Raw genomic sequence first — 17,934 nt, 5'->3', positions numbered from 1 at the left:
GCGAACCGGGCGCGGCGCCGGCTCAACCGCCCGGCGGGTACTTCTCGCCGAATTCCAGCGCCACCGGCACGTAGGTGGTCAGGTTGACCGGACAGTTGTAGTAGTCCGAATGCGCGCACAGGAAGCTGTAGAGCGTGTTGAGGTTGAGGCTCAGCGTCTGCGGCGGCTGGCCGGCGGGGAAGTGCGCTTCCAGCACCCGGCCGCCGCCGTAGCTGGTCTTCTTCGAGGTCTTGTCGGTGAAGAACAGCAGCAGGTGGTCGATGCCGCTCCAGTCGCCGCTCTTGTTGAACGCGCGCAGGGTGTAGGTCTTGCCCTGCAGCGGCACGGCGACATCGCCGATCCAGTACATCGTGCCGGTGTGGTTGCGCGAATCCAGGTGGCTCACCGCCTTGGCCGGGCGGCGCGCGAACCGCGCCTGGATCACGCCCTTGGGATCGTAGGGAAAGAACGACAGGCCCTTGAAGGTCTGGCCGACCCGCGCGGGGTTGTACAGCCAGGCCTTGAGCGCATCGTCGTAGACGGTGGCGCGCACGCTCAGGCCGCCGGCCAGCGCCTGGGTCTGGTCGGGCGCCTTGAGCAGATCGACCGGCTTCAGGCCCGGGCCTTCGAGCATCGCGGCGCCGTCGCGGAAGCGCAGGCGCACGTCCTTGGCGCCGCCGGCGCCGTCGGCCCAACGCAGCGCCGCCGCCGGGGCGCCGGCCGGCAGGTGCGCGCCGGCGCCGGCGGCGATCACCCGCACGTCCTGGATCGCGTACATGCCGGTGGCGCCGCTGGCCTGCTGGGTGAGGCCGGCGCGGAACTCGTCGTAGTCCTTGCGCGGATCGGCCTGGGCGGCGAGCGGCAGGGCCAGCAGCAGCGCCAGCGCCAGCCGCGTACGGATCGAGGGGGACGGCAGGCGCATCGCGAACTCCGCGGGCATTGGGGAGCCCCCATGCTAGCCAAGCCGTGCGCGCCGCGCGTCCGCCGCAAGGCCGGTGACGTTTGTCAGCCCGCGGCCCTGCGCCGCGGAGCGTGATCGCTCGGGTCGATCCGCCGCGCCGCCCAGCGGCGCAACGACGGCCACGCGCCCGTGGCGAGGCTCGCGCCCGGATGCCGCCGGCTCAGTCCGCCGCGTCGGCGCCGCCCGCCGCCGGCCCGCGCAGGCGCTCGATCGCCTCGATCGCCGCCCGCATCCGCAGCCGCGCCGCCGGATTGGCCGAATGCACCCGCAGCCGCGGCGCGACGAAGCCGCGCTCGGCCACCGCGCGCTCGATCCACAGCAGCACGTCGTAACCGGTGCCGCGCGCGTCGTCGCCGAGGTCGTGGTCCAGGCTCAGTTCGGTCACCGCGCCGGTCGCGAGCAGGGCGATGGTCTGGTCCGGCCAGTACGTGCGCTCCCAGCCGGGCGGGGTGTCGCGTTCGTCGTCGAGGTAGACGCGCATCGCTGTTCTCAAGGGTTCGCGCGGCGGCCGATGCTGCCAGCGGGCGCCGCGCGCGGCAAGCGTGCGACCGCGCCGGGCGCCCGCGCGCGCCGGCGAAGACCGTGCGGCGCGAGCAGGATGCGCGCGCGGTCGCAGCGGAATGAGTCGGCCGCCACGGATCGCGATATTGGCCTGCGCGCGCTGTCCTCCAGCGCGCGCCGGCGAGCGTTAGAGCTAGCGAATGCCGCCGCGGCGGCATCGCCCGCGCGGCGCCTGCCCGCCGTCGCCTCAGGATCCAAGCGTCGTTTCAAACGCCGGACGTTTCCGTCACCGAACATTCGCAGGTTCTTCATGCGTGCAGTCTCGTTTCCCGTCGAACACGTCCGCTGCGCCGGCGGACGCGCGCGTCGGCGCGTCGCTGAGTTTCCGCAGTGCGACGGCGCTCGGGGTTTGCGCCGCTGCGAACGCCGCAGTGCGCGCTTCGCGTGCGCGGTGCGCATCCGCCGGCACGCGCGTGCGTACTTCTCCTTGACGGGCCGGCGAACGCATCCGCGACCTGCGTCGCATCGAACGAATTGCAATTTGAAATTGCATGAAAAGACAATCCAAAATGACCTCGCGCCAGGCCGGCCGTCGCAAAGCATTACGCGCGCGATCACGCCGCCGGCGCCGCGCCGTTGCCCCGCATGAGCGCGCACGTGGACGAAGGAGGCAGGCGATGACCCGTTACTGGATCCAGGCCGGCGACACCACCAGCGGCGGCGGCAGCGTGCTGGCGCAGGGCGCCGGCGGCGACGGCCGGCCGCGTTGGGCGCGGATCGGCGACGCCGTGCACTGTGGCATGCACGGCATGACCACGATCGTCACCGGCGACGCCGAGCAGCGCATCGACGGCCGCGCGGTCGCGCGCCACGGCGATTTCTGCGCCTGCGGTTGCATCCTGATTTCGTTGAGCCAGATCCGCTCGATCGTCGAGCTGGGCACCGACCTGATCGCGCCGCCGCACGCGCGGCGCGGCTGAGCCGGCCGGCGCCGCGCGGCTACACTGCGCGCGGGCCGTCCGGGCTCGCGATCCAGGACGCGCGGCCGCATGGATCTGGCCGTGTTCGATTTCGACGGCACCATCGCCACCCGCGAAACCTTCGCCGGCTTCGTCCGCGCCAGCGTGAGCCGGCGCCGCCGCGCTCAGTACGGCGGCGGCGCGGCGGGCGCCCAACCCTGCGCCTGGAACGAGGCCGCGCCGGGCACGGCGAACAGCCAGCCCTGCGCATCGTCGCGCCGGCGCTGCAGGTCGGCGGCGAACGCGCCGAGGGCGAAGCGGATGGTCTGGGTGCCGTGGATCGGGCAGGCGACCGCGTGCACCTGGTCGAAGTCGGCGAGGTCGATGCGCTGTTCGAGCGCGGCGCGGTAGCTGTCCCAATCGGCGTGGCCGCTGAGCCGGTCGTCGTCGGCGCTGCCGACCAGCACCAGCACCGAGCGCGCGGCGGGCGACAGGTCGAGCAGCGCCAGCTGGCCCGGCTGGATCGGCCCGCAATGCTCGCTCGGCGCCGGCAGGAGACTGGCGCCGGCGAGGATCATCTCGATGGCGCGCAGCACGGTGGGGTGGTGCGGTTCCAGGGTGAGGACGGCGTACATGGCGGCCTGGCGCGGACGGGACCCATGCCAACGCGCGGCGGCCGCGGACGTGAAGGCCGCGCGCGGCGCCGTGGCCGCAATACCCGCGAGCCGCGCAAGGCCGTGCGCGTCGGCGCAGCCGAAAAGCCCCTCTCCCGCTAGCAGGAGAGGGGCCGCAGGCGACGCGGCCGGCGCGGGACGAGGTTGGGATGGGAACCTGCGGTCCCGGCCGGCGCAGCGCCGCCGTGCATTCGTGCAGAACGGCGCGCGGGCGCGGCTGTGAACGCCCGCTTCCACGGGCGCGCGTCGTCGGGCTCGCGCGCTCGCGAACGCGCGATGGGCGCGGCGGCCGCACGCGTCGGCGGGGCACGCGCCGGCTCAGCGCTCAGCGCCGATAGCGGCTGCTGCGTCCGTCGCTGCGCAGCGTTTCCAGCGCCGCGACCCGGCCGTCGGCGCCGCGTTCGAAACGCAGGCGCACCGCCGGATCGTCGCTGAGGCAGAACAGGTCGCGCTGCAGCGCGGTCAGCGGCTGCGGCGGACGGCGGCCATCGCGCAGCAGCAAACGCCCGTTGTCGTCCTCGATGCGCAGGCGTTCGTACTCGCCCAGGTAGTCGGCGGCGGCGAACGCGGCCGGCGCGGCCTGCGCGCGCAGCGCTTCCAGGGTCCAGCGCGCGTCCAGCGCGGCGGGACCGTCCTGGCGCGCGGCCACGATCCGCTCCAGCGCCCGCAGGCGCGCGGTGTCGAGCGCCTGCGCGGCGGCGGTGGCGATATCGGGCTGCACGCCGCGGCCTTCCCAGTTGCCGCCGGTGATCGGATTGGTCGGCGAACCGGTGGACACGAACACGCGGTAGCCGTCCGCCAGCGGAAATTCGCCGCCGGGATTGGCCGCGCCGGCGCTGGCTTCGCCGATCACCGTGGCGCGCCGCGCCGCCTGCAGGGTGTAGGCCAGCGCTTCGGCGGCCGAACCGGTGCGCGCGCTGGTCAGCACGTACAGCGGCACGTCCAGGCGCGGCTGCGGATACCACTGCAGCGGCGCTTCGTCGAAGCTGCGCGTCTGTCCGTCCAGGCGCGCGCGGAAGCGGTTGTAGATCGGCGCGCCGCGCGGGGTGAAGGCGCTGGTCAGATAGCCCACCGAGGCCGGCGAGCCGCCGCCGTTGTGGCGCAGGTCGACGATCACCGCGTCGCGCTCGGCCAGCAGCGCCAGCGCGGCGTCGAGCGCGCGCCGGGCCGGATCGGCCGGGTCGTCGAAATCCAGGTCCGGCAGTTCGCGCAGGTCCAGATAGCCGACATTGCCGGCCAGCGTTTCCACCGCGCGCAGGCCGTAGTTGCGCCGGCGCGAGGCGTCGGCCGCGTCCGCGGACGGTCGCGGGCCGGGGCCGCGCGGCGCGGCCGCGGCGAGCGCCGGATCGCGCCATTCGACCCGGAAGTGGTTGTCTTCCGGGCGCAGGCGCCGGCTCAGCGCGGTGGCGAGGTCGCGCGGATCGGTGTCGGCGTCGTAGCGGCCGGCGCCGGCTTCCTCGCGCAACTGCGCCGCAAGGCGCGCGGCGCGTTGCGGATCGTAGAAGTTGCGGTCGATGGCGTCGGCGACCTGCGCCACGATCGCGCGCGGCCCCGCCGGCGCCGCGGGCGGGGCGGCGACGGCGGGCGCGCACAGCGCGATCAGGCACAACGTTGCGGCGCGACGGCGCCAGGCGCCGAGGCGGGGCGGGCGGGACGACTGGCGCATGGGCGGCTCCGGTTCGACAGGGACAGGTGTTCCCCGTAGATGCAGGCAAGCCTCGCCGCGTTGCAGCCGCTGCGCGCAGGCGCCCGCGCCCGTGCCTGCGTGCCCGTGCCTGCGCGCCCATGCCAGCGCGCCCATGCCAGCGCGCTCGGACCGGCGCGCTCAGAACTGCGCGCTGAGGTCGTTGTACCAGGGGCCCGGCGCCGGCATCACCTGCACCGAGGCCAGCTCGCCGGCGCTGACGCTGCCGCCGCCGAAGTCGAGCTGGCTCAGGTCGACCCGCTGCACCGTGGCGTTGAACGCGCTGTTGAAGTAGTACACCGCGTTGGTGTGGTCGCGCGCGACCTGCCACATCGTCCAGTCGCCCTGCTGCGGCAAGGGATGCTTGTCGCTGCTGACCAGCGCGGTGCCGTAGGGCGTGGCCTGGACGATCTGCACCAACTGCAGGGCGACGTTGACGACGGTCTGGGTGCTGTCGGTGGCGCCGTCGAGCTTGGCCGTGGGCAGCCAGCCCTTGCCGTCGCGCGGCAGCAGGCCCAGGCCCTTGCGCAGGAACCAGGCCTTGATGAAGCGCGAGGGCGAAGTGATGTCGCCGGGCAGGCCGACCGTGCCGGCGCCGACCGGCGGGCCGGAGTCGGCCTTGCGCGAGGTGCCCGAGCCGACGACGCTGAGCTTCTCGTAGATCTCCAGGTTGCTGCGGTGCCAGTCGTAGGTCGGCGCGTTGGTCAGCACCGCGTCGTTGGTGGCGCCGTTGCGGTAGTCCGGGCCGTAGACGATGGTCTGCCCGCCGATGCATTCGATCACCGCGCTCAGGCCCTGGCTGTCGGTGGCGATGAAGTGCACCGGCAGGTAGGTCGGCGCGTCGGGCTGCGGGCCGACGATGCGCACGTTGGCCAATGCGCTGACCAGGGTCGGCACCGAGTCGAACTGGCTCATCACCCAGGCGACGAAATCGTGGAAGGCGACGGGCTGTTCGCCGCTGTCGGCCTGGGTCGCGTACTGCGTGCCCGGCAACCACAGCGCCGCGCAGGACAGGCCTGCCTGGTTGATGCCGTCGATGAAGGTGGTGAACTCCGGCATCGTCTCCGGATCGGCGAGGGCGACGAAGCCGTATTGGCCGGTCCACGGTTGCGAGTGGTCGCGGAAGATCGGGAACTTCTGCTGCGCCGGCACGCGGTACAGGCGGGTGGCGAGGGTGCCGGTGAGTTCCATGCAGCGCGCGGTGATGTGCTGGAGCGCGCCTGGCGAGCCCGAGGGAACGTTGGGGACGGACAGCAGGAAGTTGGTGCACATGCGGAAAGCTCCTTTGCGCTGGTGGCGTTGAGCGGACGCGCGCGGACGGGCCGCGCGCGTTCGCGTGTCGGCGATGGATGCGTCGGTGCGGGAGTGCTGCGGAAGGATCGATGCTCCGCACGCGGCGTCGGCCGCGTGTGCGAAGGCGATGTCCGAAAGTAACAACGCGCGGCGGGCGGTCGGACAGGTCATCGGTTCTGTGACGGGTCGCGCGCTACGGGATTTTGCTGGGCGACGGTGTTGCGATGTGCGTTGGCGCACGTCGTGGCGATGAACGAAATCGAAGCGGCGCGCGAAGGTTTTGTGATGAGCGCGGTTTGCGCAAGTTGTCGGTTCGGTGGGTGCGGGCCGGTGCGCAATCGGTGTTACGTTGCGTTGCGATCGCGGGCGGCGTTCGTCGTGGTTGTATTGTCGCGGTCGCGGCTCGCGCCGCTCCTACAGTCGGATACGAAGCCGCCGAAGCTCCTGTAGAGCGGCGCAAGCCGCGACCGCGACAACGCAACCACGACAAACCCGACCGTAGCCGCCGACGCCGCGACCGCCTGCGTTTATCCTTGGCCTTTCGCCCACCAGGACCGTCCGCGCATGAAGCCGCCGCGTTTCGCCCGTTACGTCCCGACCCTGGCCTGCGTCGCCGCGCTCGCCGCCTGCGCCAGCCTGCACGCCGCCGCGCCCGCCGCGCAGCGCGCGCCGACGGCCGACTTCGGACAGGCCTGGCCCGAGTACCGCCAGCGCCAATCGCGCCTGCCGCTGCGCTACGAGGCGATCGAGCGCGTGCGCCTGGACGGCGCGGAGCGGCGCAGCTATCGCCTGTATTCGCAATCGTGGCCGGAAAGCGGCGGCGCCGATCCGGCGCAGTGGAGCCATCGCGTCGATCTCTACGTGCCGGATGCGGCGCGGCCGAAATCGGCCCTGCTGGTGATCAACAACGGCACCAACCGCGGCAACGGCAGCGATCCGCAGCGCCCGCCGAGCGACTTCAGCGAGGAGCTCGCGCGCGAGACCGCGGTGGCCACCCAGACCATCGTGGTCTCGGTGTCCGACGCGCCGAACCAGTACCTCGCGCTGCCGGGCGAGCCGCCGCGGAAGGAGGACGCGCTGGTCGCCGCGACCTGGCGCCGCTTCCTCGACGAGCCGGTCGCGAGCAACGCCACCTTGCCGCTGCACGTGCCGATGGCCGAGGCCGCGGTCAAGGCGATGGATCTGGCCCAACGCGAGCTTGCGCCGTACCGGTTGCGCTCGTTCGTGGTCACCGGCGCGTCCAAGCGCGCCTGGGCGGCGTGGCTGACCGCGATCGGCGATGCGCGCGTCGGCGCCATCGTGTCCTACGTGATCGACATGCGCATCGCGCCGCTGATCGGCCACATCGGCCGGGTCTACGGCGGCGGCTGGCCGATCGCGTTGCAGCCGTACTACCAGGAAGGCATCACCCGCCGCTACCAAGAACCGGCCTTCGCCCGGCTGATGCAGGTCGACGATCCCTACAGCTATCTGTCCGGCCGCCATCGCGCGCGGCTGGGCATTCCCAAGTACCTGGTCAGCGCCAGCGGCGACGATTTCTTCCCGCCCGACGCGCAACGCCTGTACGTGGACGACCTGCCCGGCGCGACCGCACTGCGCGCGGCGCCGAACTCCAACCACGGCGGCATCCGCGACCACATCCGCACCACGCTGATTCCGGCGTTGCAGCGCTGGAACCGCCATCAGGCGCTGCCGCAGGTGCGCGCGCGGCTCGGCGAGCGCGACGGCGCGCTGCGCCTGAGCGCGCGCGCGTCCGAGCGGCCGGTGTCGGCGCGGCTGTGGCTGGCGGAGAATCCGGATTCGCGCGATTTCCGCTACGCCTGCGGCGTGCGTTATCGCGAGCAGCCGCTGGAACTGCGGCGCAACGCGGTCGAGGCGGCGCTGGCCAAGCCGGCGCGCGGCTGGGGCGCGGCCTTCGTCGAGTTCGCCTTCGCCGACGGCTTCGTCGCGACCTCGCCGGTGTTCGTCTACCCGGACGCGCAGTTCCCGAACCAGCCGCCGCCGAACGGCAGCGGCGCTTGCCTGGTGCTGCCGCCGCACGCGCCCACGCACGCGCCCGCGGCTGCGCCGGCGGCGGCGAACGGGTAGGCTGTCGCCACTTTCAGGGAGAGGTGATCGCATGAACGCGTGTTCGTCCATGGCTATCCGCGCTCGCGGCTGGGTGCCCGGCGCGCTCGCCGGCGCCTTGCTGGCCGCGGGCTTGAGCGCTTGCGGCGAGCGCGGCGACGCGTCGTCGCCTGCGGCGGCTGCGCCGGCGGCGTCCGCGCCCGCGTCCGCGTCCGCGCCGGCATTCGACTTCGCCGCCTGGGTGGCGAGCAACGCCGCCTGCGCCGGCGGCTTCATTTCCGACGTGCAGGAAGCCGGGTTCGACAAGACTTTGCGCGATGCCGGCGTCGGCATCAGCGACGACGCCAGCGTCGGCGAGGTCGGGGTCGGTTCGGGCACGCTGACGCCGGGCAAGCCGATCCGCCTGCACGGGTTCCCGGTGCGCCGGATCGAGTTCGACTTCGGCAGCGGCGCGACCTTCGCGGTCGTGGTCGAGGCCACGCCGGAACAGGCGCGCGCGGCGATCGGCGCCAAGCCGTTGCCGCAGGTCTATCGCGACGTCTACAGCGAGGGCGTACCGATGGCGGAGGCGACCGAGGACGTGCCGATGCCGGACATCCGCTTCGTGCGCAAGGGCGACGAACCCGGCACGCAGGAAATCGGCTGCGCCGCGTTCGACGGCTGAGCAGTGGGAGGGCCTTCAGGCCCGATGCTCTTCTTTCAGATTCCCGCGATGCGGGACAAGAGCATCGGGCCTGAACGCCCTCCCACCTCACAACGCCGTCAGCACTCCAGGTTGTTGCCCGCGGGCACGCCGAGCGTCGCGCTGAAGCCGCGATAGATCTGCACCCGGTTGAGCATCTGCTGGTGGCCGATGCCGCCGGCGTTGCATTCGATGCCGCCGTTGATCGCGCGGATGGTCTCGCCGAACGCGCGCAGGTTCACCATCGCCTGGTGCGGGGTGTTGCTGGCGGCGCCGCGCTGGGTCATCCAGTACCACAAGGCGGTCTGCCACGAGATCGCCGAGTTGGTGGCGACCCAGTCCGGGTTGTTGATCAGGTCCAGCCCCAGCGCATTGCCGGCGGCGGAATAGTTGTAGTTCCAGCTCAGCTGGATCGGCCCGCGCCCGTAATACTGCTTGCCGCCGCAGGTGCCGGCCGGCTGGCAGTAATGGTCCCAGTTGGCCTGGTTCTGCTCGCGGATGTGCACCAGCCCGCCGGTCTCGTGGTGGACGTTGGCCAGGAACGCCGCCGCTTCCTGGCGCGCGATGGTGTCGCCGCCTTCCTTGGCGAAGTTCGGATACGAACGCAGCGCCGCGATCAGCCCGGAGTAGGTGTAGAAGCCGTTGCGGTTGGGGAACATCTGGTTGAACTGCGCCTCGCTGACCACGAAGCCGCCCGGCGAGGGGCCGCCGCCGTCGCAGGTGGTCGGCTGCCAATACCAGGTGCTGATGGTCGGGTCGGTGCCGTCGCTGCCGTTGGTGCCGACGTTGACCAGCTTGTAGAACTGGCCGTTCGGCGGGAAGCGCACGATGGTGCCGAGGGTGTAGTTCACCCCGCGCGTCCATTCGACGTAGTTGCAGGCGGCGGGCGCGACCGCGGCCGGGGCGAGGGCATCGTCGGCGAATGGCGCTTGCGGCGCGGCGAAGGCCGAATGCGCGCACAACAGGCCGAACAGGCCGGCGGCGCGGGCGAGGGCGGTGCGGAGGCGGAGCGGGGACGTGGCGAGCTTGGACATGAGGATTCCTCAGGGTTCGGGTTCTCGGTCCCCCCGAGGCGCATCGCGGCGCGAGGCCACGGTGCGGCGACAGCATCGGCGATGGCGTCGTTATCGTTATCGGTACCGCTATTGGAACGGCGCGCGCCGTGCCCGCCGCGGCCGGTGCGATTTCCGGCCGTCGCCGCGCGAGGCGGCGCAAGCGGGCGCGGGTCTTGCGCCTGGGCGCGAATGTAGCGGCGGCTCGAAGCTGAATTTGGGCCGCGGTCGCGGAATCCGTCGCGGCGCGGTTCCGGGTGCGCGAGTTGCGGCATCGATACGGCCCGCGCGCGACCGGGTTCGCATTTGCGTTGCGATGCGGCAACCGTTTTGCGCCGCGGCGCGGTATAAGGCCGCTGTGGTCCGCGCCGGCGAGCGCGCGGGCCCGTTCCCAAGCCAGGCCGCGCGGCGGCGAGGTGCAGCGATGAAGCGCAAGGCGATCCCGAAATCCCCGGTGTGGGCGGCGTTGGCGGCGTCCGCGGCGTTGCTGGCCGGCGGCTGCGGCGGCGCCGACAGCGGCGGCCGCGCGCAGGCCGAGGCCGCGCCGCCGCGCGCCGGACAGATGCTGGACCCGGGCGAGACCGCGCAGCGGCTGGTCAAGATGCGCGCGCAAGCGCTCGGCGGCGACCAGCAGGGTTTGCAGCAGAACCTGCAGGAGCTCAACCGCGACTTCAACCGCTCGATCAAGCTCGCCGACCCGAGCAAGCGCGTGGACCGCGAGAACGCCCGCATCGCCGCGCGCGGCGTCAAGGGCGTGCGCTCGGTGGTGTGGATCGACGGCGAGAACCTGTTCGCCATCGTCGACCGCAACGCAGACCGCAGCTACGGCACGGTCGATGCGATCTGCCGCCAGCTCGAACCGCTGGGCGACACCCTCGGCGTGGTGGTCAACCTGCAAAGCGGCGCGGCGCGCAACGGCGACGAACTGGAAATCCTCAGCCGCAACTGCCAACTGCCGCCGGGCGAGCGGGCGATGCTGCAGCCCAACCGCCAGGTCGATGCGCTGCCGCCGCAGGTGCGCGCCCAGCACCGCGCCAACGCCGACGCGGCCCTGCGCGCCGAACGCGCGGGCGAGCGCGCCGAGAGCGACCGGATCATCGAGGCGAACACGCCGGAGATGTAGTTGCGTGCGGACCCGGCCCGGACACGGCCGGCAAGGCGGGTGGGCGGCTTCGCAGGCGACTGCGGCCGCCCGCGCGTCGAGCCTGCGCCCGGTCGGCCGCGCGCGGCCCGCAAGCGCCGGCTCGCCGCAAGGGCTGCCGGCCACGCCGCGATGCGGGACAATGCCGTCCCCACAGCAGCGAGGTGACACATGATCCAGCGATTCGACGTAGGCGCGCGCCTGTCGGAAATGGCGATCCACAACGGCGTGGCCTACCTGGCCGGGCAAGTGCCCGACAGCGAGGACCTGGACATCGCCGGCCAGACCCGCGAGACCCTGGCCTCGATCGACGCGCTGCTGGCGCGCGCCGGCAGCGACAAGACCCGCATCCTGATGGCGCAGATCTTCCTCGCCGACATCGCCGACTTCGACGGCATGAACGCGGTCTGGGACGCCTGGGTCGAACCCGGCCACACCCCGCCGCGCGCGACCGTGCAGGCGCTGCTGGCCAATCCGAAGTACCGGGTCGAGATCGTGGTGACTGCGGCGGTGTCAGGGGCCTGAGGCATCGCTTAGCGGCCTGGGCGATTGCTGGCATGGCTTGCGCGATCGCCGCAGCGGCGTGGCGCATGCGCAATGGCCTAGCGCACGCGCAACCCCTCGGTACACACAGCGTCCGCCAAGGTGGCCGCTTCATTGTGGGAGGGACTTCAGTCCCGACGCTGTTCTCTCAGCCGCCGCAAACCCCATTGCAAGCGGATCGAACAGCGTCGGGACTGAAGTCCCTCCCACAAAAGCAACCGGGTCGGGCCTGCATCGAAGGGCCAGGGTTGGATTGCATGCTGCCAAAAGCGCTGCGCTCAGGCCTGCATCGGCGCGGTCGGCTGCGGCGCGACGGGTTGCGGCTGCGGTGCGGGTGCCGGCGCATCCTGCTCCAGCGCCCGCGTCGTCTGCGCTATCGGCTGCACGCTCGCCTGGGCCTTGTCGGCGACCGCGCGCTGATGCGAGGGATCGCGCGGATCGCCTTCGATCGCGAACAGGCGCTGTCCGTCGGCGCTCTGGACGATGCGGTCGATGCGCTGCAGGCCGCCGATGCGCGCTTCGTAGGCCATGACCGCGGCCGCGCGTTCGAGTCGTTCGCGCGTGTCGAAGCCGGCTGCGGCGTCGAGTTTCTCCAGCATCACGCGGACGCAGCCGCTTCAAAACAGGAGCGCGGGATGGGGCGCGGTTAGATTCCTTTTCTGGGCAGGCTGCAGCCGACGTAGAAAACCTTGCAGTCGCTGTCGTCCTTTTGGCATCGGCGCAACCCATGCGATATGGCGGCCTGGTCGGAGACGCTGCTTTGGAAGTAGTTCATCCGGGCTCCGGTAATCACGCTCACGCATTCGTTTGTGTATGTGAACTTGATCGCGCAATCGATGTCGCGATTCTTCCGGCATTCCTTCAGCGCCTTCTTTTCGGCACCGTCCTTGCGCGCAATCCATTCGGCGGTGCCGAATGCCCCGTTCGACTCGTCGGTAGCGATAGCACCCCACCGGTCGTAGTAGACGGTGGCCGCTTGTGGTTGCTCGGCGCAGCCTTGCCAACCGTTTCCGCGTTGCATGTCGCAGGAGGCATGGGCGCTGCCGAATGAAGCGAAGGACATGACGACAAGTACATTAAGAGCAATTGGTTGCGGATACATTCGTCCCTGCCGAATTTTTCCTGGATGGTGAGGCCGTGGAGAGTGGGCAGACGGGCCTGATTTAAGAGCGCATCGGCGTTTGCTTAGTTTCCTCGGCGAGCAGGGCTATCGAACACGTTCGGGTAGACTGCACTTCGAGTAGAAGACCTTGCAGCCGTCCTCCTTCCCCCACCTGCTTAGGCTGTTCGATTCCGACAGTGCGAGCGTGTAGTCGGTCCGGATGAAGTATTTGAACTCTCCGGCGGTAGGGCTGGCGCATTGATTGTGGTGGCTTATTTCGATTCTTCGCGTCTTTCCTCCCTGCTGCTTGAAAGTGGCGAGAGCGTTTCAGGCGACTGCGCGGGAGATCGGAGAAGCGTCTAGAGGGGCGGTGCAATCCTCCACCAGGGATAGCTCATCTGACTTGCTTCGGAAGACTGCAGCCGGAGTAGTGTTCGCTACAACCTGTGTCGCCAGCGTGGCGGCAGCGATCGAGTCCGTCGGATACGGCTTCTTCGCGGGTTTCGGCACTCTGTACGAAGAAGAGCCTGTCGCCAGAGATAAGGCTTGCGCACTGGTTGTAGTACGCGAGCTTTATTTTGCAGTTTTTGCCGCCATCTTCCTTGCATAGCTTTAGTGCGGCTCTCTCAGCGATTCTCTTTGAGCTGGCTTCGATTGCCGTTCCGAGAGCTGCGCTGCTGCCGTCGGTTGCGATGGCTCCCCACTGCGTTTTCCAAGCCGGGCCGCTGTTTGTGGAAGGAATGCCTGTCTGGACGCAACCTTCCCAGCCGTTGCCTTTCTGCAAGGTGCTTCCGGGCGGGCAGGCATAGGCAGCGAATGAAGTTGTGAGAAACATGGCTGAGATCGCCATTACGAAGGCGACCGAGGTCTGGTTCATTTCAGTCCTCCTGGCTTTCCGCCGCTATTTGATTCGCTTGGCAAGACTACAGCCAGAATAGAACTCTTGACATCCGTCTTCGCCGGCGCCGACGCATCGGTTCATGCCTTCGGAGATTGCTGCTTCCCGAGTTTCGGCGCTTTGAACGTAGATCGCCTTGTAGCTCGATACCACGCTTGCGCACTGGTTGTAGTACGCAATTTTTATCCTGCAGTTTTCCCCTCCGTCCTGGGTGCACTCTCGCAGGGCGATCTCCTCTGCGGATCTTTTGGAGTCGGCTTCGATCGATGCGCCAAGTGCGCCTTTGGCTCCATCGGTTGCAACGGCGCCCCATTGCTTCTTCCAACTCGGGCCGCTTTCGCTAGCAGAGGAAGACTGGATGCAGCCCTCCCAGCCGTTACCTTTCTGTAGAACGCTGCCGGGTGGGCAGGCTGAAACGATTCCGGAGTATAGGATCGTGAAAATCAGCGGGATCGTGCGCAAGAATTTCATCGGTTCCTCCCGATTCAATAGCGCTTCTTGATGCTGTATTGATTCTGCACGTCCGCATTTCCGTCGTCGGTGATCAGGGCTATTGAATACGTTCGGGCAGGCTGCAGTTGGAGTAGAAGATCTTGCAGCCTTCGTCCTCCTTCCCGCACTTGCTTAGGCTGTTTGATTCCGCCAGTGCGAGCGTGTAATCGGCTCGGACGAAGTATTTGAACTTTCCGGCGGCGAGGCTGACGCATTGATTGTGGTAGCTGATTTCGATCCTGCACGTCTTTCCACCCTGCTTTTTGCAAGTGGCAAGCGCGTTCTTCTCGGCTCTGCTCTCGGAGCCCTCCCGGCTTGATGAACCGAACGCCCCCGTTGTGTCGTCGAGAGCGATCGCTCCCCAGCGCTTTTCCCAGGTAGGCTGGTCAGGGTCAGGGCCGCCGACGCATCCTTCCCAGCCATTGCCTTTCTGCAAGATGCTCCCGGGTGGGCAGGCCATGGCGATGTATGGCCAAGATATGGATGTAAATAGAAACAATCGAATTGCAGTCTTCATTCGTTCCCGTCTTTGTTTTGAACATGGGTTGCGTCGGAAGCAGTGGTGTTGGTCTTTTAGTTCTTCTTTACTTCGTGTTCTTTTTTGATGCGGTCGCTGTTGTCGGCGGATTTTTCGCTTGGTGGGCGATACTGCTGAAGCGGAAGTGTTCCACCGGTATCTCGGGTGCTCGGTTGTTGCTGGTTGCCTCGGTCGGTCGGTTGACTGCTGTTTTGCTTCGGATTGGTGAAGGCGGAGCTATAACTAAAACTCCCCAACGTCCCCTGAAAGAACATCGCAGCCGCCGGCGGCACCGTCACGATCATCGTCGTCATCAGTAGGCCGATACCGCCTTGCTGCATCGCCTGCATCCCCAGTCCCTCGGCATCGGTGCCCGGGATGCCGACGGCCTTCGCCACCCACAGCGCCACCGCGACCTTGGCCATCAGCTCCAGCGCCATCGACACCACGACGCTGAGCATCGCCATCGAGAACAAGGTGCCGATGCCGTACATCAACCACTTCCGGAACAGGTCCTTGGTCTGGTCGAACATCAGGCACAGGATGAACAAGGGGCCCAGGCCGATGAACAAGGCGAGGGTGAACTTGTAGAGCAGCAGCATCGCGCCGGCGACCATCGGCGGGCTGGCGGTGCCGACGCCGGCGAACAGCAGGGCGCGGCTCTTCTTTTCGCGCAATTCCTGGTTGTCTTCAGGGATCTGTACCGCGTCGATGGCGCTGATCGCCACTTGCATGTAGGCCAGGTTCTTGTCGATGGCGTCGGCGCTGGAACGGCTGTCGTCGGTGAACAGTTCGTGCACCTCGCGGTCGAGGTCCTGGGTGAAGAAGCGGTGCAGGCTGGCGCCGCCGAACGACATGGTGGTGGCGAGGCCGACGATGAAAGCCATGCGGGTGGCGTTGGCGACCAGCGCCATCATCGGTTCGCGCGATTGGCCGGTGACGATGCGGTAGCCGGCCAGCATGATCCACAGCGTCGTCGCCACCAGCGCGATTTGGCTGGCCCAGGCCATGGTGCGCTTGAGCAGGCCGAGTCCTAACTTGTCGATCTTGCTGATGCCGAGCGCGTTGAGCGCGGCCTGGGCGCGTTCGACCTCGGCGTGTCGCGCTGGCGCCGCCTGCGCGCTGCGCGCCGGCTCGCGACCTTCGGCCAAGGGCTACCAGATCGTCCTTCTCGCGCTGCGCTCGATTGAGCAGCCCTCCCAAGCATCCGGCGAACTGCGGAACAACCGGCCGGTGTGCTGGGTCTTGTAATCCTGGATCGCCTCGACGATGTCGCGGTCGGACAGCTGGTCGAGCTGGTAGCGCGGGCCGAACTTTTCCTTGAATCCCTTCTCGACGATGCCGGGCGTGAGCGTGCGCAACTGCACCGACGTGCTTCACAGCGCATCCTGCATCGCCGGCGTAACGCCGCCGCTGTCGCCGAGGCAGCGCTGGTAGCTGGCGCGCAGCGCTACGGATTTCGGTGCGGGGCCGACCGCGTGTGTCGCGGCGGCGAAGCAGGCCTTCAGCGCGATGGCGCAGGGCAGGACGGGGCGGATGTGCATCGCAGTCGGATTCCTTTGGGCAGCGCGAGGCCGTCGCCGCCCGGAGGACGGCGGGAAATGTGCATGGCGGGCTCGCTGAACTACGCAGGGCATGTAGCTCGCGGGCGACGGACGCGAATTCTCAGGTGGTGGCTACCTGCTCACTGCGTAGCTGCAACGCGTGTACACGACCTTGCAATCGGTGTCTTTCTCTTCGCATCTGCGTACCGCAGTTGATATCGCGGTCTCGCGGTCAGGATCGCTATTGAAAAAGTCCCAGCCGCTTCCCGAGACCGCGGCAGCGCATTCGTTCCTGTAGATCAGCCTGATCTCGCAATGAACGCCTTTGTTGTCCTTGCATTTCTTTATCGCCTTTTTGATGGCCCTCGCCCTTTCGGACACCGTGTCCGCCGCGCCGAACGCTCCATTGGACTTGTCGGTGGCTACGGCGCCCCATCTGTCGAACTGGACGGGTTCGCGTTCCGGTGTTTCGACGCAGCCTTGCCACCCGTTTCCGTAGACCATGGTGCATGCGAAGGCGTGGGCGGGCAGACTGGCGATGAAGGCGAAAAGGAAGACAGTCGCTTTTCTAGCGTTCGGTTCGTTGCCATTCATAAGCTTGGCTCTTTGTATTGAAACGGAGATTCCCTTGCGTCGGCGGAGTTTGAAGGCTGCGCCTCTCTGTAGGGGCGCTGGCTTTGAACCAGGCGATGCATAGCCGCGAGCGCAAGGAGAAGCGCGCGAAGTTCTAGCCTCTTTTGACCTCGTCGTGTCTCTTCACCCTGTCGCTGTTCTCTTGCGTCGGGCTTGGATTGAACATACGCGATGGTTGCGGTGATGCGCCGCCGTTGCTCGCGCTGTTTTGCTCGCCGGAGGAGGTTTTGGCGGCCGGTTCATGCGCCTGTTGCCTGGATGCGCCGGCGAACGCGGTGTTGTAGTTGAAGCTTGCAACGGTTCCTTGGAAGAACATCGCCGCGGCTGGGGGAACCGTCACGATGATGGTAGTCATCAGGAGCCCGATGCCGCCCTGCTGCATCGCCTGCATACCCAGGCCTTCGGTAGCCGATCCCGGAATCTGGGCGATCTTCGCCACCCACAGCGCCACCGCGACCTTGGCCATCAGCTCCAGCGCCATCGACACCACGACGCTGAGCATCGCCATCGAGAACAAGGTGCCGATGCCGTACATCAACCACTTCCGGAACAGGTCCTTGGTCTGGTCGAACATCAGGCACAGGATGAACAAGGGGCCCAGGCCGATGAACAAGGCGAGGGTGAACTTGTAGAGCAGCAGCATCGCGCCGGCGACCATCGGCGGGCTGGCGGTGCCGACGCCGGCGAACAGCAGGGCGCGGCTCTTCTTTTCGCGCAATTCCTGGTTGTCTTCGGGGATCTGCACCGCATCGATGGCGCTGATCGCCACTTGCATGTAGGCCAGGTTCTTGTCGATGGCGTCGGCGCTGGAACGGCTGTCGTCGGTGAACAGTTCGTGCACCTCGCGGTCGAGGTCCTGGGTGAAGAAGCGGTGCAGGTTGGCGCCGCCGAACGACATGGTGGTGGCGAGGCCGACGATGAAGGCCATGCGGGTGGCGTTGGCGACCAGCGCCATCATCGGTTCGCGCGATTGGCCGGTGACGATGCGGTAGCCGGCCAGCATGATCCACAGCGTCGTCGCCACCAGCGCGATTTGGCTGGCCCAGGCCATGGTGCGCTTGAGCAGGCCGAGTCCGAACTTGTCGATCTTGCTGTCGAAATAGGCGTTGACCAGTTTGAAGTAGAGATAATCGCCGACGCCCTGCGCCTGCGGGATCAGCCAATCGGAAAGCTCCGTGAGCAACTGCATGTTCGGTCCGTCGAGTCGAAGGG

Annotated in this window: 23 protein-coding genes; 6 read left to right on the top strand and 17 right to left on the bottom strand. The window is 68.4% G+C overall.

The window, feature by feature from the left end; genetic code table 11:
- Window positions 1–22: 22 nt before the first annotated feature.
- From RDV84_RS21935 to RDV84_RS21925, 3 genes are all read right to left on the bottom strand, one after another.
- Window positions 23–901: a DUF1684 domain-containing protein gene (locus tag RDV84_RS21935; RefSeq protein WP_309151584.1), complete on the bottom strand. Its 879-nt coding sequence runs from the start codon at window positions 899–901 to the stop codon at window positions 23–25.
- Between the two features lie 199 nt (window positions 902–1,100).
- A complete protein-coding gene (locus RDV84_RS21930; protein WP_057947240.1) occupies window positions 1,101–1,421 on the bottom strand; it encodes a cyclic-phosphate processing receiver domain-containing protein in 321 nt (106 codons plus the stop codon).
- Between the two features lie 8 nt (window positions 1,422–1,429).
- Window positions 1,430–1,753 carry a hypothetical protein gene (locus RDV84_RS21925; RefSeq protein WP_309151583.1) on the bottom strand — a complete coding sequence of 108 codons (324 nt, stop codon included), beginning with the start codon at window positions 1,751–1,753 and terminating at the stop codon, window positions 1,430–1,432.
- 365 nt (window positions 1,754–2,118) lie between these two features.
- On the opposite strand from RDV84_RS21925, the gene RDV84_RS21920 reads away from it, so the two are divergent.
- A complete protein-coding gene (locus tag RDV84_RS21920; protein WP_078998353.1) occupies window positions 2,119–2,421 on the top strand; it encodes a PAAR domain-containing protein in 303 nt (100 codons plus the stop codon).
- A gap of 164 nt (window positions 2,422–2,585) precedes the next feature.
- On the opposite strand, the gene RDV84_RS21915 is transcribed toward RDV84_RS21920, so the two are convergent.
- The 3 genes from RDV84_RS21915 to RDV84_RS21905 form a co-directional block, all read right to left on the bottom strand.
- Complete coding sequence (locus tag RDV84_RS21915; protein ID WP_057947241.1) at window positions 2,586–3,035, bottom strand: hypothetical protein; 450 nt, start codon at window positions 3,033–3,035, stop codon at window positions 2,586–2,588.
- 364 nt (window positions 3,036–3,399) lie between these two features.
- Window positions 3,400–4,740: a S41 family peptidase gene (locus tag RDV84_RS21910; protein ID WP_057947242.1), complete on the bottom strand. Its 1,341-nt coding sequence runs from the start codon at window positions 4,738–4,740 to the stop codon at window positions 3,400–3,402.
- Between the two features lie 159 nt (window positions 4,741–4,899).
- Window positions 4,900–6,030 carry a linear amide C-N hydrolase gene (locus RDV84_RS21905; protein WP_158229921.1) on the bottom strand — a complete coding sequence of 377 codons (1,131 nt, stop codon included), beginning with the start codon at window positions 6,028–6,030 and terminating at the stop codon, window positions 4,900–4,902.
- A gap of 585 nt (window positions 6,031–6,615) precedes the next feature.
- Here RDV84_RS21905 and RDV84_RS21900 point away from each other — a divergent pair.
- Genes RDV84_RS21900 through RDV84_RS27020 form a run of 3 tightly spaced genes read left to right on the top strand, consistent with a single transcriptional unit; the run spans window position 6,616 to window position 8,938 of the window.
- Window positions 6,616–8,139 carry a PhoPQ-activated pathogenicity-related family protein gene (locus RDV84_RS21900; RefSeq protein ID WP_309151582.1) on the top strand — a complete coding sequence of 508 codons (1,524 nt, stop codon included), beginning with the start codon at window positions 6,616–6,618 and terminating at the stop codon, window positions 8,137–8,139.
- Between the two features lie 49 nt (window positions 8,140–8,188).
- Window positions 8,189–8,782, top strand: a complete 594-nt coding sequence (locus RDV84_RS21895) for a hypothetical protein (protein ID WP_309151581.1) — start codon at window positions 8,189–8,191, stop codon at window positions 8,780–8,782.
- Between the two features lie 3 nt (window positions 8,783–8,785).
- Complete coding sequence (locus RDV84_RS27020; protein WP_425606200.1) at window positions 8,786–8,938, top strand: DUF6053 domain-containing protein; 153 nt, start codon at window positions 8,786–8,788, stop codon at window positions 8,936–8,938.
- On the opposite strand, the gene RDV84_RS21890 is transcribed toward RDV84_RS27020, so the two are convergent.
- Complete coding sequence (locus RDV84_RS21890) at window positions 8,881–9,834, bottom strand: glycoside hydrolase family 19 protein (protein WP_078998367.1); 954 nt, start codon at window positions 9,832–9,834, stop codon at window positions 8,881–8,883. The genes RDV84_RS27020 and RDV84_RS21890 overlap by 58 nt on opposite strands.
- Before the next feature lie 442 nt (window positions 9,835–10,276).
- Here RDV84_RS21890 and RDV84_RS21885 point away from each other — a divergent pair, with 442 nt between their 5' ends.
- Both RDV84_RS21885 and RDV84_RS21880 read left to right on the top strand, forming a co-directional pair.
- Window positions 10,277–10,975, top strand: coding sequence for a hypothetical protein (locus RDV84_RS21885; protein WP_309151580.1), 699 nt, complete (start codon window positions 10,277–10,279; stop codon window positions 10,973–10,975).
- A 189-nt stretch (window positions 10,976–11,164) separates the two neighbouring features.
- Complete coding sequence (locus RDV84_RS21880; protein WP_309151579.1) at window positions 11,165–11,518, top strand: RidA family protein; 354 nt, start codon at window positions 11,165–11,167, stop codon at window positions 11,516–11,518.
- Between the two features lie 296 nt (window positions 11,519–11,814).
- Here the strand turns inward: RDV84_RS21880 and RDV84_RS21875 are convergent, their stop codons facing one another.
- From RDV84_RS21875 to RDV84_RS21830, 10 genes are all read right to left on the bottom strand, one after another.
- Window positions 11,815–12,135: an XVIPCD domain-containing protein gene (locus RDV84_RS21875; RefSeq protein ID WP_309151578.1), complete on the bottom strand. Its 321-nt coding sequence runs from the start codon at window positions 12,133–12,135 to the stop codon at window positions 11,815–11,817.
- A 47-nt stretch (window positions 12,136–12,182) separates the two neighbouring features.
- Window positions 12,183–12,599 carry a DUF4189 domain-containing protein gene (locus tag RDV84_RS21870; protein WP_309151577.1) on the bottom strand — a complete coding sequence of 139 codons (417 nt, stop codon included), beginning with the start codon at window positions 12,597–12,599 and terminating at the stop codon, window positions 12,183–12,185.
- A 433-nt stretch (window positions 12,600–13,032) separates the two neighbouring features.
- Window positions 13,033–13,515, bottom strand: a complete 483-nt coding sequence (locus RDV84_RS21865) for a DUF4189 domain-containing protein (RefSeq protein ID WP_309151576.1) — start codon at window positions 13,513–13,515, stop codon at window positions 13,033–13,035.
- 24 nt (window positions 13,516–13,539) lie between these two features.
- Window positions 13,540–14,007, bottom strand: coding sequence for a DUF4189 domain-containing protein (locus tag RDV84_RS21860; RefSeq protein WP_309151575.1), 468 nt, complete (start codon window positions 14,005–14,007; stop codon window positions 13,540–13,542).
- Window positions 14,008–14,086: 79 nt separating this feature from the next.
- Entirely contained in the window at window positions 14,087–14,464 is a 378-nt protein-coding gene (locus RDV84_RS21855) for a DUF4189 domain-containing protein (protein ID WP_309151574.1), read from the bottom strand.
- 137 nt (window positions 14,465–14,601) lie between these two features.
- Complete coding sequence (locus RDV84_RS21850) at window positions 14,602–15,696, bottom strand: TrbL/VirB6 family protein (RefSeq protein WP_309151573.1); 1,095 nt, start codon at window positions 15,694–15,696, stop codon at window positions 14,602–14,604.
- A 3-nt stretch (window positions 15,697–15,699) separates the two neighbouring features.
- On the bottom strand, window positions 15,700–15,912 hold the full coding sequence (locus tag RDV84_RS21845; protein ID WP_309151572.1) for a VgrG-related protein: 213 nt from the start codon (window positions 15,910–15,912) through the stop codon (window positions 15,700–15,702).
- A gap of 9 nt (window positions 15,913–15,921) precedes the next feature.
- A complete protein-coding gene (locus RDV84_RS21840) occupies window positions 15,922–16,089 on the bottom strand; it encodes a hypothetical protein (RefSeq protein ID WP_309151571.1) in 168 nt (55 codons plus the stop codon).
- 132 nt (window positions 16,090–16,221) lie between these two features.
- Window positions 16,222–16,683: a DUF4189 domain-containing protein gene (locus tag RDV84_RS21835; RefSeq protein WP_309151570.1), complete on the bottom strand. Its 462-nt coding sequence runs from the start codon at window positions 16,681–16,683 to the stop codon at window positions 16,222–16,224.
- A gap of 133 nt (window positions 16,684–16,816) precedes the next feature.
- Window positions 16,817–17,911: a TrbL/VirB6 family protein gene (locus tag RDV84_RS21830; protein ID WP_309151569.1), complete on the bottom strand. Its 1,095-nt coding sequence runs from the start codon at window positions 17,909–17,911 to the stop codon at window positions 16,817–16,819.
- Window positions 17,912–17,934: the final 23 nt, after the last annotated feature.

The organism is Lysobacter yananisis (assembly GCF_031199375.1).
GTDB lineage: Bacteria > Pseudomonadota > Gammaproteobacteria > Xanthomonadales > Xanthomonadaceae > Lysobacter > Lysobacter yananisis.
Note: the sequence above shows the minus strand (reverse complement) of the source record. Positions and strands in the feature narration are given on the sequence as shown.